14 protein-coding genes are annotated in these 17,012 nt (G+C 35.0%); 5 read left to right on the forward strand and 9 right to left on the reverse strand.

Annotated features, from left to right (window positions below; translation table 11 throughout):
* Positions 1-29: 29 nt before the first annotated feature.
* Positions 30-959, reverse strand: coding sequence for a DMT family transporter (locus tag FQU21_RS06660; RefSeq protein ID WP_187269337.1), 930 nt, complete (start codon positions 957-959; stop codon positions 30-32).
* Between the two features lie 174 nt (positions 960-1,133).
* Here FQU21_RS06660 and FQU21_RS06665 point away from each other — a divergent pair, with 174 nt between their 5' ends.
* The 4 genes from FQU21_RS06665 (at position 1,134) to FQU21_RS06680 (ending at position 7,392) form a co-directional block, all read left to right on the forward strand.
* Positions 1,134-4,109, forward strand: coding sequence for a leucine--tRNA ligase (locus FQU21_RS06665; RefSeq protein WP_147677217.1), 2,976 nt, complete (start codon positions 1,134-1,136; stop codon positions 4,107-4,109).
* Positions 4,110-4,191: 82 nt separating this feature from the next.
* Positions 4,192-4,461 (forward strand): SemiSWEET family sugar transporter, encoded by a 270-nt coding sequence (locus tag FQU21_RS06670; protein WP_222707996.1) that lies wholly within the window; start codon positions 4,192-4,194, stop codon positions 4,459-4,461.
* Positions 4,462-4,749: 288 nt separating this feature from the next.
* Complete coding sequence (ald, locus tag FQU21_RS06675) at positions 4,750-5,850, forward strand: alanine dehydrogenase (RefSeq protein ID WP_147677218.1); 1,101 nt, start codon at positions 4,750-4,752, stop codon at positions 5,848-5,850.
* 165 nt (positions 5,851-6,015) lie between these two features.
* Positions 6,016-7,392: an MptA/MptB family glycosyltransferase gene (locus tag FQU21_RS06680; protein WP_246124780.1), complete on the forward strand. Its 1,377-nt coding sequence runs from the start codon at positions 6,016-6,018 to the stop codon at positions 7,390-7,392.
* Between the two features lie 80 nt (positions 7,393-7,472).
* Here the strand turns inward: FQU21_RS06680 and FQU21_RS06685 are convergent, their stop codons facing one another.
* The 6 genes from FQU21_RS06685 to FQU21_RS06710 form a co-directional block, all read right to left on the reverse strand.
* Positions 7,473-7,697, reverse strand: a complete 225-nt coding sequence (locus tag FQU21_RS06685; protein ID WP_147677220.1) for a hypothetical protein — start codon at positions 7,695-7,697, stop codon at positions 7,473-7,475.
* 13 nt (positions 7,698-7,710) lie between these two features.
* Complete coding sequence (locus FQU21_RS06690; protein ID WP_147677221.1) at positions 7,711-8,025, reverse strand: hypothetical protein; 315 nt, start codon at positions 8,023-8,025, stop codon at positions 7,711-7,713.
* Between the two features lie 127 nt (positions 8,026-8,152).
* Complete coding sequence (locus FQU21_RS06695) at positions 8,153-9,679, reverse strand: bifunctional GNAT family N-acetyltransferase/carbon-nitrogen hydrolase family protein (RefSeq protein ID WP_147677222.1); 1,527 nt, start codon at positions 9,677-9,679, stop codon at positions 8,153-8,155.
* Between the two features lie 2 nt (positions 9,680-9,681).
* Positions 9,682-10,656, reverse strand: coding sequence for a deoxyhypusine synthase family protein (locus FQU21_RS06700; RefSeq protein WP_147677223.1), 975 nt, complete (start codon positions 10,654-10,656; stop codon positions 9,682-9,684).
* Complete coding sequence (gene speB / locus FQU21_RS06705; protein ID WP_147677224.1) at positions 10,646-11,584, reverse strand: agmatinase; 939 nt, start codon at positions 11,582-11,584, stop codon at positions 10,646-10,648. The genes FQU21_RS06700 and speB overlap by 11 nt, the downstream gene beginning before the upstream one ends.
* Positions 11,574-12,971 (reverse strand): arginine decarboxylase, encoded by a 1,398-nt coding sequence (locus tag FQU21_RS06710; RefSeq protein ID WP_147677225.1) that lies wholly within the window; start codon positions 12,969-12,971, stop codon positions 11,574-11,576. Before FQU21_RS06710 ends, speB begins: the two co-directional genes overlap by 11 nt.
* Before the next feature lie 620 nt (positions 12,972-13,591).
* Between FQU21_RS06710 and FQU21_RS06715 the strand changes: the two genes are divergently transcribed.
* A complete protein-coding gene (locus FQU21_RS06715) occupies positions 13,592-14,632 on the forward strand; it encodes an aldo/keto reductase (protein ID WP_147677226.1) in 1,041 nt (346 codons plus the stop codon).
* Between the two features lie 4 nt (positions 14,633-14,636).
* Here FQU21_RS06715 and FQU21_RS06720 read toward each other — a convergent pair whose 3' ends face one another.
* On the reverse strand, positions 14,637-15,023 hold the full coding sequence (locus FQU21_RS06720; protein WP_147677227.1) for a DUF7793 family protein: 387 nt from the start codon (positions 15,021-15,023) through the stop codon (positions 14,637-14,639).
* 119 nt (positions 15,024-15,142) lie between these two features.
* Positions 15,143-16,690, reverse strand: coding sequence for an Rne/Rng family ribonuclease (locus tag FQU21_RS06725; RefSeq protein ID WP_147677228.1), 1,548 nt, complete (start codon positions 16,688-16,690; stop codon positions 15,143-15,145).
* Positions 16,691-17,012: the final 322 nt, after the last annotated feature.

A 17,012-nucleotide genomic window follows, 5' to 3' on the forward strand; every position in this document is an offset into this window, starting at 1 on the left:
TATTTTCACTTAAAAACAATAAAGCTGTTTTAATCTTTCAAGTTGATGCTAATTTTTTTAGGCGGTTTACTAATAATATAAACCCCTATAACAACCATTACGCAGCTTAGTATTTTAACCAAATTAATGTCTTGTGCGTATTCTTCTTTCATTAAAACAAAGGCGTAAATAGTGACCATTAAAAAACTAATTACGGGTTGTAAATAAATGTAACTGCTAGTAACCGATGGCATCACGTGGTTTAGCGCAAATACATTCAGTATATAAGCAAAGAAGGTTGTAAACAGGACCACATAGCCAATAACGAAATAGGTGTTTGTGCTAAAGGTATCAAAACTTGTTTTCATTATAGACTGGAAACTAAATGGTAAAATAAAAATAAATCCAAATAAAAACATCCAGCTAATAACCGTTATGGCATGGTATTTTTTCATTAAAGTTTTAGCTATTACAAGGTACAGCCCGTAGCTTGAGGCATTTAGGAATACCAAACAATTTCCCAATAAAGAACTTGTACCAGAGGCTTTGTTTCCGTAAGCGATTAAAAACAAAGCTCCTATGCCGGCAACCACGATACCAATAAGTTTGTTTTTTGTCATTCGTTCTTTTAAAATAAAGAAGCTAAAAATAAAAACCAAAACCGGGGTAACCGTCATAATTATGGAAGCATCTACGGGCGATGTTAAATTAATACCATGAAAAAAGAACATCATGTTTGCGGCAGCTCCAAGCAATCCACAAAGGGCTAAACGAACAAAATCTTTAGATTCTACTTTTTCTTTAACAAATAAAAATTTTATTGCCCAGAACAACACAGCGCAACATGCTAGGCGTATAAACACAAAAGCTGTTGGGCCTATTTTATGTGGCATAATCCCTTTGGCAATAATGTAGTTTGCACCATAAATAAGGTTAGCACCAAAAAGAGCAAAGTGTGCTTTGTAAATATTAGAATTCAATACGTTGTGTTTTAATGCGCAAAAGTAAAAGTATCTCGTTAAAATAGCATGTTTTTTAGGGGTTTTAACTTATAAAAATAAAAGATTTTTAAGTTGATTTATAAACCGTAAATTTGCGCCGAATATGGCCGTTTTAAAAACAGCCGGGTAGTAATTCGAAAATAATAAATAAGGATGATATACGATTTCAATAAAATCGAAGAAAAGTGGCAAAAATATTGGGCAGATAACCAAACGTTTAAAGCCGAAAACCAAAGCGAAAAACCAAAATATTATGTGTTAGATATGTTCCCTTACCCAAGTGGAGCGGGCTTGCATGTTGGGCATCCGTTGGGTTATATCGCATCCGATATTTATGCGCGTTACAAACGCCACCAAGGCTTTAATGTATTGCATCCGCAAGGGTACGATAGTTTTGGTTTGCCTGCCGAGCAGTACGCTATACAAACGGGGCAGCATCCGGCGGTAACCACTAAGGAGAATATTGCAACGTATCGTCGTCAACTCGATCAAATTGGATTTTCATTCGATTGGTCGCGTGAAGTCAGAACCTCCGATCCTCAATATTACAAGTGGACCCAATGGATTTTTATTCAATTATTCAACTCTTGGTACAATAACGATACGAATAAAGCTGAAGATATTTCGACTTTAATTTCCATTTTTGAAACGGAAGGTAATGCCACAGTAAATGCGGTTTGCGATGATAACATCGCTGCATTTACAGCAGCCGAATGGAAGGGGTATACAAGCAAAGAACAACAAGCTATTTTATTACAATATAGATTGACTTATTTAGCTGAAACGGAAGTAAACTGGTGTCCTGCATTAGGAACGGTTTTAGCAAATGATGAAATCGTTAACGGGGTTTCCGAACGTGGAGGTCACCCGGTTATTCGTAAAAAAATGACCCAATGGAGTATGCGTATTTCTGCTTATGCGGAACGTTTGCTTCAAGGTTTAGATAAAGTGGATTGGACCGATTCTTTAAAGGAAAGTCAGCGTAATTGGATTGGAAAATCGGTTGGTGCAGCTGTTACATTTAAAGTGAAAGACAGTGATGCCGTTATCGATGTGTTTACAACTAGACCAGATACTATTTTTGGTGTAAGCTTCATGACGCTTGCTCCAGAACACGACTTGGTGTCTCAATTAACAACGCCAGAGCAAAAAGCTGAGGTAGAGGCTTATATTTTAGCAACGGCAAAACGTAGCGAACGCGATAGAATGGCTGATGTAAAAACCATTTCTGGTGCTTTTACTGGAGCTTATGCCGAGCATCCTTTTACAAAAGAACCCATTCCAGTTTGGATTGGCGATTACGTTTTAGCGGGTTATGGAACGGGAGCAGTGATGTCTGTGCCTTGTGGCGATGAAAGAGATTATGCCTTTGCGAAGCATTTCAATATTCCAATTATAAATATTTTTGAGGGCGTTGATATTTCAGAAGCAGCCTTTACAGATAAAGAAAAAACCGTTATCGGGAACAGTGATTTCCTTAATGGTATGAATTATAAAAAAGCCACCAAACGTGCTATTTTCGAATTAGAAAAAATAGGGCAAGGTGAAGGAAAAACCAATTACCGTTTGCGCGATGCTGTTTTTAGTCGTCAGCGTTATTGGGGAGAGCCATTCCCGGTGTATTATGTAGATGGTATGCCTCAAATGATTGCTGCCGAACATTTACCAATTACATTACCCGAAGTAGAAAAATATTTACCAACCGAAACCGGCGAGCCGCCATTGGGGAATGCTACCGTTTGGGCTTGGGATACCACTAAAAACGAAGTCGTTTCTAACGATTTAATCGATAATGAAACCATCCATCCATTAGAACTTAACACCATGCCAGGTTGGGCAGGAAGTTCTTGGTATTTTAACCGCTACATGGATTCTACAAACACCGAAGAATTTGCGAGTAAAGAGGCTTTAAACTACTGGAAAGATGTGGATTTATACATTGGTGGAAGCGAGCATGCTACAGGACATTTACTGTATTCTCGTTTTTGGCAAAAATTCTTGTTCGATAAAGGTGTTGTCCCTGTTGATGAGTTTGCTAAAAAACTGATTAATCAAGGGATGATTTTGGGGACTAGTGCTTTTGTATATAGATTTTCTTGGATGATTGTATCAAATACAGATGAAGCTTTTGATATTTTAGATCCTAAAATGCCTTCTTTTTTCATTACGAAATCGAAGTTTGAAAAAATGAAGAGTGGTGATGTTGAAGAGATCAAAAATGCTAAGGAATTTTTCTTGAGTACCTTAAATGAAATTTTTCCTGATTCTGATATTAAACTAGGTGATGAAATATCATTACAATTGGTTCCAACACATGTTGATGTTTCTTTTGTAAACTCATCGGATGAATTAGATATTGAGCAATTCAAAAACTGGAGAACAGATTATACAAATTCTAAGTTTATAAATGAAGATGATGGGACATACAAAGTAGGTCGCGAAGTCGAAAAAATGTCCAAATCCAAATACAACGTCGTAAATCCAGACGATATTGTTTCAGATTACGGTGCAGACAGTCTGCGTTTATACGAAATGTTCTTGGGGCCATTGGAGCAATACAAACCATGGAATACAGCCGGAATTACAGGTGTGCACAACTTCCTTAAAAAACTATGGAAATTGTATGTGGATGATAACGGACTGAAAGTTTCAGAAGCAGCAGCAACAAAAGATAACTTAAAAACACTTCATAAAACCATTAAAAAGGTTCAAGAAGATATCGAGAATTTCTCGTTCAACACATCGGTTTCAACCTTTATGATTGCTGTTAATGAGTTCACTACGCAAAAATGTACATCAAAAGAAGTATTAGAGCCGTTATTGGTTTTATTATCCCCTTATGCGCCACATATTGCAGAAGAGTTATGGAACCAATTAGGAAATAGCGCATCTATTTCTACGGCAGCTTTTCCAGAATTCGATGCCAGCCATTTGGTAGAAAGCAGTAAAAATTACCCCATTTCTTTTAACGGGAAAATGCGCTTTACAATGGAATTACCTATGGATATGAGCAAGGACGATATTGAAGCCGCTGTTATGGCAAACGAAAAAACACAAGAGCAACTTGCTGGGCGTACCCCTAAAAAAGTGATTGTGGTCCCTGGGAAAATTGTAAATATAGTAGGCTAAAGCCTAAATTATTAAAAAATAAGTAAATAAGCCATCTTGTTAATTATAAGAGATGGCTTATTTTAGTTTTATACCTTGTATTATGTTCGAAATTCAACCCATGGAAATAGTAGGTTTGGTTGCGGCCACCTTAACCACCGCATCGTTTATTCCGCAGGTTTATAAAGCTTGGAAAACCAAAGATGTTGAAGGAGTGTCCTTAACCATGTTTTTAGCCATGTTTGTTGGGGTATTACTCTGGTTGGTTTATGGGTTTTACTTAAAAAGTTTATCTATGGTAATTGCTAATATAATTACCTCGGTATTGTGTTTAATGATTTTAATTCTTAAAATTAAACATAAAAAAAAGTAATATAAAACGAGTCAAAATAAGCTTAAAATCAGGTAATGTAAAATCATTCAATTTTTCTGTATTTTCAAAAAAACGAGTCTTTTTTTATCAATTAGAATTAAAATGAGTGTTTTTAGAACTGTTTTAATCAAAAAAGCGTGTTCCTATTAAATTGATGTGAATTACATATTTTTTGGTGTTAACGTGTTTTAGGTGAAAATATATTAACAATAAGCGGGTTTTGATTATAATATTAAATTTTTTGTATTAATTTTGCTTTAGTTTAAATTTATAAAAAAAGCTTAATACATGAAAATTGGAGTTCCTATTGAGATAAAGAACAGCGAGAATAGAGTAGGTATGACGCCTTCTGGAGTTTTCGAATTAACAAAGAGAAACCACGACGTTTATATTCAAACAAATGCAGGTTTTAATAGTGGTTTTCTTGATGAAGATTATATTGAAGCGGGCGCCACTATTTTAGATAGCATAGAAGCTGTTTATGATATTGCGGATATGATAGTGAAAGTAAAAGAACCTATCGAGCCAGAATATAAGTTAATTAAGGAAAACCAAGTGGTGTTTACTTATTTCCATTTTGCATCTAGTGAGCCATTAACGATGGCCATGATAGAAAGTAAGTCTATCTGTATTGCTTACGAAACTGTTGAAGATAACGATGGCGCTTTACCACTTTTAATTCCAATGTCCGAGGTTGCAGGACGTATGTCTGTTCAACAAGGAGCTAAATACTTAGAGAAACCGATAAAAGGTCGGGGTATTTTATTGGGTGGAATTCCAGGAGTGCCACCAGCAAAAGTACTAATTTTAGGCGCCGGAATTGTAGGATATCAAGCCGCAAAAATGGCCTCCGGTTTAGGAGCTCAAGTGACTATTATGGATATTAATATGAAAGCTTTACGTTACGTAAGTGATTCTATGCCAAACAATGTTATTAGTGAGTTTTCTAGTGAATATAACATCCGTAAACATATTGTAGATGCCGATTTAATTATTGGTGGTGTATTAATAAAAGGGGCAAAAGCACCTAAATTAATTACACGCGATATGCTAAAAGATATGCGTCCAGGAACTGTTATGGTTGATGTAGCAGTAGATCAAGGTGGGTGTTTTGAAACAACTCGACCAACAACACACCAAGATCCTACTTATATTATAGATGAAGTTGTGCATTATACTGTAGCCAATATGCCTGGAGCAGTACCTTATACCTCTACCATGGGGTTAACAAATGTAACGTTACCTTATGTTATTAAATTAGCAAATGAAGGTTGGGAAGCAGCTTGCGACAGTAGTGCACCATTGGCTAGAGGTTTAAATATTGTAAAAGGAAAAATAGTATATAAAGAAATTGCTGAAGCTTTCGATTTAGAATTAGAAACGGCATAATGGCTTTAGGAGAAGTTCCTAAAAGAAATATACAACAATAAAGCAAAGGCTTAGTTATTTCATAATTTGAAAAACTAAGCCTTTTTTTATTTGTTATTATTAGAAATAGGATACGACTAAATAGAATATATTTACTGCATGTTTTTAAATTTAGCATTTTTTAAAATGAACAAACAGCCCTTACTTTTAGTGCTGTTAAGCATTGTTTTGTACTGGTTATTTGCCTATCAATTAGTCCGTACAGATTATGTAAATTTAGTAGGCTTGTATGTGGCGCTATTTGCCTTGTTTTACCGATTGGTAAGTCTTTTAAAAAATAATATTAAGCTTTTAACCTATGTCGCTTTTGGGTTTCGGGCGGTGTTTATTTTGGCGATTCCCAATTTATCGCAAGATTTTTATCGGTTTATTTGGGATGGCCGGATGCTTTTCGCAGGGTTTAATCCCTATCTGTTTACACCGGAATCTTTTATAAATTCTGGAGTGTACCCTGTTGCTCAGGCGGAGGCGTTATACGCAGGCATGGGAACGCTTAACGGGAGTCATTTTACGAATTATCCGCCTATTAATCAGTTGTGTTTTTTTATTGCTTCGGTCTTTGCTGGCACAAGTATTTTGGGTTCGGTTGTGGTATTTAAACTGCTTATTATTGCTGCCGATTTTGGAACCTTTTTTTATGGGAGTAAGTTGTTAAAACGGCTGAATATTCCGCAGTATACTATCTTTTGGTATCTGTTAAATCCTTTTATCATTATCGAACTCACGGGTAATTTACATTTTGAAGGCGTTATGATTTGCTTCCTAATTTGGAGTTTGTATTTGCTGCATTGTGGAAAATGGAAATGGGCTGGCGTGGTTTTGGCTTTATCGATTTCGGTGAAGTTAATCCCTCTAATATTTTTACCCCTATTTTTTAAATGGTTTTTACTGAATAAAACGAAAAGTAATCCTGAACAACCAAATTTATTTACAGGCTTATGGAAGCTTATTGGTTTTTATAGTATTGTTTTACTGACGACATTTTTACTTTTTGCAGGGTTTATTTCGAATGAATTTGTAAACAATTATGCTAAAACCGTAGGGTTGTGGTTTCAGAATTTTGAATTTAATGCTAGCTTGTATTATATAGCGCGCGAGATTGGTTACTCCTTTAGAGGCTATAATGAAATTGGAATTATTGGAAAAGTTACTCCCGTTTTGGTGGTTTTGTTTCTTTTAATCATTACTTTTTTTAGAAAAAATAAAACCATGGTTGAATTAATTTCGGCTATGTTATTAGTTTTATCTTTTTATTTTTTTACGGCTACAACGGTACATCCTTGGTATATTGCCACGCTTTTAATTTTGAGTGTATTTACAAAATATAAGTTTCCTTTGGTTTGGAGTTTTGTTATTATTTTAAGCTATTTGGCTTATGTAAATGTTGATAAAGCCGATAAATCGGAAAATTTATGGGTGATTGCTATCGAGTATATTGTGGTGTACGCCGTGTTTTTCTGGGAAGTGTTTTTTAAGAAAAAGGCCCCCAAATTGGAAGCCTAATTTATTTAAATTTAGTGTGTTTTAATCCTGTCAGGTTTAAAAAAACCAGACAAAGGTTAATAACCTATTTAAGTATAATTTTACTCTAAAGGTTTTAAACTCTGAACCCGATAAATGGCATCGTCACCATCTGCATCTTCTACAAATGTAATTCTGAATTCTTTATCAACTAAAGATTTATCATTCTTTAAATCAAAATGTTTTAAAACGCGAGGGTGAACTTCTTCAAAGGCCATTTCCTCACCGTTTTCAAACCAAAAATTAAAATAACCGTTTTCGAAAGATTTAAAAACAGCGGTTCTCATAATATATTATTTGTTAATCGTTATCGTCGTCTTCTAAGTCTGGCGCTTGCACAGCCTCTGGGTCATTATCATCAAAATCTTCATAATCATCTTCGTCGTAATTCTCCATAGTTACGGCTAACTTCGAACTTACTTTTACTAAATATTTAGTGTCTTCAGTCGTAACTTCTACGGCTTCTATAATTTCGTTATGCTGATTTTTAAATGAAATAATTTGATCTTCATCATAACCGTCAGGGTAGCGTTCTACTAATAGTGCTAATATTTCTGGTGTCAATTTTTTAAAATCAACAATGACACGTTTTAAATTATCGTTTCTATTTTTCATGTGTTGGTTATTGTTTGGTTATTGGGTTTCACATGTATCCTATTTAGATGAAAATTAATAGTCCTCTAATTGGATTAATTGGTTTTAATTCAAAATCTAGCCAAAAGCTAAATATAATTATTTATGATTACTTAATACGAATAACATCGTAAAAATCTTTTCGTCTATCTTTTAGGTTTTTTACAGCTCCAAAAGAATGTAGTTCACGTAACAAGCTTAAATCGACATCGGCAACCAAAATCATTTCGGTATTGGTTGTTGCTTCTGCTTTTATGCCGTTGCTCGGAAATGAAAAATCACATGGTGTAAATACAGCCGATTGTGCGTATTGAATATCCATATTATTTACATTGGGTAAATTACCAACGCTTCCAGCAATAGCGACGTAACATTCGTTTTCTACAGCACGAGCTTGCGCACATAAACGCACCCGAGAATACCCATTTTGTGTATCGGTTAAAAAGGGTACAAATAGAATGTCCATACCTTCATCGGCCAATAATCTAGACAATTCTGGAAATTCAGAATCGTAACAAATTAAAATACCTATTTTACCGCAATCGGTTTCAAAAGTATGTAATTTGTTTCCGCACTGCATACCCCAAACTTTAGCTTCGTCTGGTGTAACGTGGATTTTTTCGTAACGTTCAAAACTACCATCTCTCCGGCATAAATAGCCCACATTATAAAGTTTATCGCCTACCAATTCTGGCATACTCCCCGAAATAATATTGATATTATACGAAATAGATAACTGTTTCATTCTATCAACAATGGTTTCTGTGAATTTAGCCAATTCTCTAATAGCATCGGGCTCGTGTAAATGATTGAACTCTGCCATTAATGGCGCATTGAAAAACTCTGGAAACACCGCAAAATCCGATCGATATGCCGAAACACTATCGATAAAATATTCTACTTGCTGCATTAAATCGTCTAAACCTTTATAGGGGCGCATTTGCCATTGTATTAGGCCTAGTCTAACTACCGTTTTTACGCTGCTCGCTTTTTTATTGGGTTTGGTATAAAAAATATTATCCCATTCCATTAAAACCGCATATTCGCTTGAAGCGGTATCACCTTCTAAATAATTTTTTAAAACCCTTACTGGGTGAAAATCATTGGAAATTTGAAAGTTTAAAACGGGATCGTGAATTTCTTTGCGTTTCACTTTTTCAATATACTCCTTAGGCGATAAATATTTATGTTTATGATAGTTTGGCATACGTCCACCAAACACAATACTTTTTAAGTTTAATGTTTCACAAACTTCTTTTCTATAATCGTAAAGGCGTCGGCCTAAGCGTAAACCTCGGTATTCTGGTTTTATAAATACATCAATACCATAAAGCACATCGCCATCGGGATCGTGATTTTTAAAAGATTCTCCCGAAATAATATCATTATAAGTATGGTTGTCGTCTATTTTATCGTAATCTACAATAAGTGATAAGGCACAACCCGCAAGATTTCCATCTATTTTAATAACTACCTGTCCTTCTGGGAACATGGTGGTTAATTTTTGTATGTGGTCTTTTTTCCAATATGAATCAAGCACACCGCCGTAAGATTCTAAAGTGGCTGCTTTCAGCTCTTCAAAATCGTCTACCGTAAGGTACTTTAATTCTATATTTTCTATGTTGTTGATATCCATGGCTACTGACCTAAAAGGTAAGCAAATATTAATGGTGCAACAATAGTGGCGTCACTTTCTATAATGAATTTTGGTGTATCGATATCTAATTTACCCCAAGTAATTTTCTCATTTGGTACCGCTCCAGAATAGGATCCGTAACTGGTTGTAGAGTCGCTAATTTGACAAAAATAACTCCAAAACGGTGTGTCTGTACGTTCCATATCTTGGTATAACATAGGCACTACGCATATTGGAAAATCGCCAGCAATACCACCGCCAATTTGAAAAAAACCAATATTATTTTTAGAATTTTCGGTATACCAATCTGCTAAAAAGGTCATGTATTCAATACCCGATTTTACGGTGCTTGCTTTTAATTCGCCTTTAAGTACGTAGCTTGCGAATATATTTCCCATAGTACTATCTTCCCAACCTGGGCAAACAATAGGTAGGTTTTTTTCCGCAGCAGCGTACATCCAAGAGTTTTTTAAATCAATTTCATAATATTCCTCAAGAACACCAGAAAGCAACATTTTGTACATATACTCATGTGGTAAAAAACGTTCGCCATCAGCTTCTGCTTGTTTCCAAATTTTAACAATATGTTTTTGTAGTCTTCTAAACGCTTCTTCTTCTGGAATACAAGTATCGGTAACGCGGTTTAAACCTTTTTCAAGTAAACCCCACTCTTCTTGTGGTGTTAAATCGCGGTAATTTGGCACCCGTTTGTAATGCGAATGTGCTACCAAATTCATAATATCTTCTTCTAAATTCGCTCCCGTACAAGAAATGATTTGTACTTTATCCTGACGAATCATTTCTGCAAAACTAATACCTAATTCAGCCGTACTCATCGCACCAGCCAAAGACACTAACATTTTTGCACCAGACTCTAATTGAGCTTCGTATCCTTTAGCGGCATCCACTAAAGCTGCGGCGTTAAAGTGTAAATAATGTTTTTCTATAAATTGCGAAATTGGTCCTTTAGTACTCATCGTTGTCACTGAATTTAGTTGTGTTAGTTTTTTGTTTTGTATTGTTGTAGGCGTTATCGTAATCTTCGCCTGCGTCGTCGTTCATAAATTTATAGCTTAGCATTTTGTAATACAATTTAGCTGCTAAAAAGTCCGACGATTTTTCTTTTTTATTAGGGCAAAGTTCCACAATATCGAAACCTACCACATTTTTTTCTTCAAACACCTGCTTTAAAAAGTCTAGTGTTTCGTACCATAATAAACCACCTGGTTCTGGCGTGCCTGTGCTTGGCATTATCGATGGATCGAAAGCATCCAAATCGAAAGTGATAAACACATTATCCGTCATTTGGTCTATTGCAGAATCTACCCAAGTATCATCCATAGCCATATCATGAGCAAAATAGGTTTTCTCTTCGTCCATTACGGTTTTTTCCATCACGTCCATAGAGCGAATACCCACTTGAATTAAGTTCGTGGTTTGGCTCGCCTCGTAAACCGCACAAGCGTGATTACATTTAGAACCGTGATATTCCTTACGCAAATCGGCATGTGCATCAATATGCAAAACCGTTAAACTTGGGTACATCTCGTTAAACGCACGAATAGTTCCTATAGAAACCGAATGCTCGCCACCAAAAATGGTAACAAACTTATTCTTTTTAATATATTTTTTTGTCGCTTTATGCACGGCTTCCACCATGGCTTCCGGCGATTCATTTTCGGTTACAGCATCGGCTAAATATACCCCTTGTCGGTATACTTCCGTTCCTGTTTCAATATCGTAAAGCTCCATATTTTCCGATGCTTCTAAAAAAGCTTTCGGTCCTTTATCTGCTCCTTTTTGCCAAGTGCTTGTACCATCATAAGGTACAGGGATTAAAACAATTTTTGCGGTTCCTTTTTTCGCAAACTCTTCTTCTATTCCAGCGTAGGTATTATTGCTCATAACCTAAAATTTTAAGTAAGTCTTCACTTTTTTGTTGTTCACTAAATATTTTCTTTGTGATGTTTCCATTTTCATCACGATCTATTAATATATGTTTTGGCGACGGAATTAAACAGTGCTGCAAACCGCCAAAACCACCAATGGTTTCTTGATAAGCGCCCGTATTAAAAAAGCCAATGTATAATGGTTTTTCTTTATCGTATTTTGGTAAATAAATGGCGTTCATGTGCTGTTCGCTATTGTAATAATCATCACTATCGCAAGTTAAACCGCCCAGTAAAACACGCTCGTAACTATCGTTCCAGCGGTTTAAAGGCAACATCACAAAGCGTTTATTAATGGCCCAAGTATCAGGTAAAGTGGTTATAAACGATGAGTTTATCATGTTCCATTTTTCACGATCGTTTTGTTGTTTTTGGTACAAAATTTCATAAATAGCACCACCACTTTCACCTACGGTAAAACTTCCAAATTCTGTAAAAATATTTGGAACATCAACCCCTTCTTCATCGCAAACAATTTTAATTTGGTTTACAATTTCTTCCACCATATAAGCGTAATCATAATCAAAAACCAAAGAGTTTTTAATAGGGAAACCACCACCAATATTCAAGCTGTCTAAGGTTGGACAAATCTTTTTCAAGTTGGTGTAAACACGTAAGCATTTAGTTAACTCGTTCCAATAGTATGCGTTATCCCGAATACCTGTGTTTATAAAAAAGTGAAGCATTTTTAAGTTCACCTTTTCGTTATTTTGAATTTGAGCTTTGTAAAAAGGCACAATGTTTTTGTATCCAATTCCTAAACGCGAAGTGTAAAATTCAAATTTAGGTTCCTCTTCCGACGCTATTCTAATCCCAACATTAAAATTGCCATTAATCTCATTAGAGAGTAACTCGATTTCTTCATAATTATCAATAATCGGAATGGCATTTTTATGTCCGTTATTAATTAATCTAGCAATATTAGTCACATATTGCGCACGCTTAAAACCATTGCTAATTACAAAAGTATCATCGGTAATTTTGCCCTCTTTTTTTAGGTTTTCAACAATATCAAGATCAAAAGCCGATGAGGTTTCAATATGGATATCATTCTTTAAAGCTTCATTTAAAACATGCTTAAAATGCGAGCTTTTTGTACAGTAGCAATAGTTGTAATTCCCCTGATATCCCGTTTTTTCAATAGCATCGGCAAACCATTTTTTTGCGCGATTTATATTGTTCGAAATTTGTGGTAAATACGTAAACTTTAGTGGTGCACTGTAGGTTTCAACCAATTCCATAAGGTCGATGCCGTGGAATTGTAAAGTTTTGTTTTCTAATGTAAATTCCTCTTGTGGAAAATCAAATGTCTGATTTATTAAATCAATATATTTAGTATTCAATGTATTTATTTTAAAAAGTTAAAGATGTACTATGCAGATTAACTACATGTTAAGTCAATAAAAAATAAATACTATCAAATCTGGATTTCCCGTTGAGTAGTAGGCACAAAGCCGTATTTATACTGGATAGCATATATGGCAGAAACGGAAGTTAGCTTTAAAATTCGGTCGCTTAATCGGTAAGCAGCTTTTGGAAATGACTTCCTAATGTCCAAAAGCCCGAACACAGAAACAGAGTTCAAATCGTTCAGCTAATAATGTTGCAAATGAAATACAAAAAATTGAATTTCCAACTTTTTTTCAATTTATTTTTCAAATATTTTTTGCGTTCCCTAAAGGTCGGGCTTTCGCTACTCGCTTTTTTGTGTTGCATAGGTGCAACAACACAAAAAGAGCTCAAACAGGCCGCTCAATCCCTAACGCGGGATTATCAGTATTTACAGGGGTTAAACCGTTTTTATGGAGTGTTTGTTTAGGGTGTTAATTAGTTATATTTGTTTCAATTAAGCATCTTTGTCTTTAGGTTGGGTTGGTGTTTTAAGAGTAATAGGTTATAAAGCGGGTTAAGGATAATGCTATATTTGTTAGGTTTTTTATCTTTACCCCCAAAAAAAAGCGTAATGAAATATACAACCCTCCCTAACACCAATATAGAAGTTAGTAAAATATGTTTAGGCTCCATGACTTGGGGAAATCAAAATACAGAGCAAGAAGGACATGCTCAATTAGATTATGCCTTAGAAAATGGAGTTAATTTTGTAGATACGGCCGAGTTATATCCTGTTCCAGCCGATGCAGCTACACAAGGACGAACTAGTAAAATTATTGGGACTTGGTTAAAAAAAACAGGACAAAGAGATAAAATAGTTTTAGCCTCTAAAATAGCTGGAGTTGGCGACTATACGGCTCATATTAGAACAACAGGGTTTAGTGCAGAGGCTATTAATGAGGCTGTAAACAACGAGTTAAAACGATTGCAAACGGATTATATCGATCTATTTCAATTACATTGGCCGGAACGCGAAACCAATTATTTTGGAGTACGCGATTACAAGCACAATCCAAACGATGCATGGCAAGATAATTTTAATGAGGTTTTAAATACCTTAAACGGAATTATCAAGTCTGGAAAAGTAAGACATGTTGGAGTTTCTAATGAAAGATCTTGGGGTGTAATGCGTTATTTAGAAGAGTCTAAAACTCATAATTTACCTAGAATGGCCACCATTCAAAATCCATATTCTTTATTAAATAGAACTTTTGAAAGTGATTTAGCCGAGGTTTCAATGCGAGAACGTATTGGTTTATTGGCATATTCCCCAATGGCTTCTGGGTCTTTATCTGGTAAATATATGGATGGTAGAATGCCTAAAAATTCGAGATTCGATTTGTTTCCAAGGTTTTCTGGGCGCTATAGTAGCCCACAAGCAAACCAAGCTGTAAAAGCTTATTTTAAAATAGCAGAAGCTCATGGTTTAAATTTAGCACAAATGGCTTTGGCTTTTGTAAATCAGCAGCCTTTTGTAACTAGTAACATTATAGGGGCAACAAATTTAAAGCAGCTAAAAGATAATATAGCAAGTATCTATATGGTGTTAAGCGATGTAGTTTTGGATGAAATAAATGCAGTACAAGTAGCAATTCCTAACCCAGCACCATAATAGTCTAGTTGTCGGTAAAATTAAACGCTTCGAGCCACCTTATTGCGGCACTTCGAGTAGAAAACACCTTAGATTTGTATTTTTTGTTAGAGGCAATGGCTTGATATAATGTGGCTATCGCGGCTGTTGCTGGGTTATTGACAATGATCGCCGATGCTACGATGTGGTAATGTTTTAACGATTCTGTTTTAGCTAGATTAAAGGTTTTTAAAGAGCGGTAAGAGAATGAAAACTTGGTTTGAGTCATATCTACAAGGGTTTTCAAATGTCTTGGGTATGTTTTATTGTCTTTAAAAACGTCCATATATTCAAGAATATCTTCTTCGCTAATGTCACCTTTAAATTCGGTTTCAACTATTCTTAATGTTTCATTAAAAATGAAGGTTATCATGTTTATAGATTTAGCTAGTTTGCGTAAAGCTAATTTAAGTAATATTTTGCTAATTTTTAAGTTGTATATTTTCCAAAAAAAACAAACCCCTAACTAATTAATTAGAAAGGGGTTGTGTGTTATTTAATTTGATTACCATCTTGATCGAAAAAATGGTATTCTAGATACGTGTAAGCATCTCTTGGTAAAATTTTAACCCATTTTTTATGTTCAAAAAACCATTTTGAACGTATAGATGGAAAGCCTTTGGTAAGAAAGGCTGCTATAAAAGGATGTGTGTTTAAAGTCAACTTTTTATAGTCTTTTTTTAGTAATCTTTCTAGGTCGTTTGCAATTTTTTCTACAATACCTATTGGTGCTTCTACCTCGGAACCATTAATAATAACGTCTGGATTTTCCTCACGTGTTTTAATGTTCATTTCTGGTCGAACGCGTTGTCTCGTTATTTGAATAAGTCCAAATTTACTTGGCGGCAATATTTTGTGTTTTGCTCTGTCGTCCTTCATTTCATCACGTAAGTGATTGAAGAGTTTTTGCCTGTTTTCAGCAGAAGTCATATCAATAAAATCGACTACAATAATACCTCCCATATCGCGTAAACGCAATTGGCGGGCCATTTCGGTAGCTGCAATTAAATTGACTTCCAATGCGGTGTCTTCTTGACTATTGGCTTTATTAGATCGGTTTCCGCTGTTTACATCTATAACATGAAGAGCTTCAGTATGTTCTATTACTAAATAGGCGCCTTTTGCCATAGATACGGTTTTACCAAACGAGGTTTTAATTTGTCGTTCGATACCGAATTTTTCGAAAATCGGGGTTTTGGACTGATGCAATTTAACGATTGATTCTTTTTTAGGTGCAATTTCTTGCAAATAGTCTTTAATTTGTTCAAAAAGCGTTTCATCATCAACTGTAATTCCGGTAAAGGTGTCGTTGAATATGTCTCTTAAAATAGAGGAAGCTTTATTCATTTCGCCTAATACTTTACTGGGGTGATGCGCTTTTGGTAATTTTTTACACATTGCGGTCCAACGACTAAGCAATGTTTGTAAATCTTTATCTAGTTCGGCTACTTTTTTGCCTTGTGCTACTGTACGAACAATAATACCAAAACCCGCAGGGGTAATGCTTTTTACCAGTCGTTTTAGTCGATCTTTCTCTTCCCGATCTTCTATTTTTTGAGAAATAGAAATTCGGTTTGAAAAAGGAACTAAAACAATATATCTACCGGCAATAGAGAGCTCGGAGCTTATTCTAGGGCCTTTGGTAGAAATGGGTTCTTTTACTATTTGTACTAATAGTGATTGGTTTGATTTTAAGGCATCGACAATTTTACCGTCTTTATCGATGTCTTTTTCAAATGGGAAATTTTTTAAAGAAAAATCTTTAAGTTTACCTGTGCTTACACGTTTTGTGAATTTTAGAAGAGAAGGTAATTTTGGACCTAAATCGTGATAGTGCAAAAATGCATCTTTCTCGTAACCTACATTAACAAATGAGGCATTTAGACCAGGAACCGTTTTTCTTATTTTGGCAATAAACACATCGCCAACCGAAAAATTGTTATCGTCTTCATCTTTCTGTAATTCAATAAGTTTTCCATCTTTTAATAAGGCAAAATCAACATGCTCGGGACTAGATCGAATAATCAATTCTTTATCCATTTTGTTAATTTTTATCCACCTCGAAAAATCGAGACAGATGGATTATACAATATTTTGGTTTAGTAAATTGCTTTGCTAAACCTCACAGGATTTTTTTAATAAATCTGTGGAGTTCATTATTTTAATTGAACGAACTCATTTCAAAGAACTTTGTTTGTTTTTTAAAACCAAAAAAAGTAGCTAAACTAACTACTTTTTTTGGTTTATTTTTTCTTCTTGTGACGGTTAGCGCGTCTACGTTTCTTACGTTTGTGAGTTGCTACCTTATGTCTCTTACGTTTTTTACCACTTGGCATAAATAAAGTGTTTTAAAATTAATAAT

It is taken from the genome of Algibacter pacificus (assembly GCF_008033385.1).
In the GTDB taxonomy this organism is placed as follows: Bacteria; Bacteroidota; Bacteroidia; order Flavobacteriales; family Flavobacteriaceae; genus Algibacter; species Algibacter pacificus.

Bases quoted from the DNA above. Each gene is read 5' to 3' on its own strand.
- FQU21_RS06665 (WP_147677217.1), top strand. From the start codon at position 1,134: ATGATATACGATTTCAATAAAATCGAAGAAAAGTGGCAAAAATATTGG.
- FQU21_RS06670 (WP_222707996.1), top strand. From the start codon at position 4,192: ATGTTCGAAATTCAACCCATGGAAATAGTAGGTTTGGTTGCGGCCACC.
- ald (WP_147677218.1), top strand. From the start codon at position 4,750: ATGAAAATTGGAGTTCCTATTGAGATAAAGAACAGCGAGAATAGAGTA.
- FQU21_RS06680 (WP_246124780.1), top strand. From the start codon at position 6,016: ATGAACAAACAGCCCTTACTTTTAGTGCTGTTAAGCATTGTTTTGTAC.
- FQU21_RS06685 (WP_147677220.1), bottom strand. From the start codon at position 7,697: ATGAGAACCGCTGTTTTTAAATCTTTCGAAAACGGTTATTTTAATTTT.
- FQU21_RS06690 (WP_147677221.1), bottom strand. From the start codon at position 8,025: ATGAAAAATAGAAACGATAATTTAAAACGTGTCATTGTTGATTTTAAA.
- FQU21_RS06695 (WP_147677222.1), bottom strand. From the start codon at position 9,679: ATGGATATCAACAACATAGAAAATATAGAATTAAAGTACCTTACGGTA.
- FQU21_RS06700 (WP_147677223.1), bottom strand. From the start codon at position 10,656: ATGAGTACTAAAGGACCAATTTCGCAATTTATAGAAAAACATTATTTA.
- speB (WP_147677224.1), bottom strand. From the start codon at position 11,584: ATGAGCAATAATACCTACGCTGGAATAGAAGAAGAGTTTGCGAAAAAA.
- FQU21_RS06715 (WP_147677226.1), top strand. From the start codon at position 13,592: ATGAAATATACAACCCTCCCTAACACCAATATAGAAGTTAGTAAAATA.
- FQU21_RS06720 (WP_147677227.1), bottom strand. From the start codon at position 15,023: ATGATAACCTTCATTTTTAATGAAACATTAAGAATAGTTGAAACCGAA.
- FQU21_RS06725 (WP_147677228.1), bottom strand. From the start codon at position 16,690: ATGGATAAAGAATTGATTATTCGATCTAGTCCCGAGCATGTTGATTTT.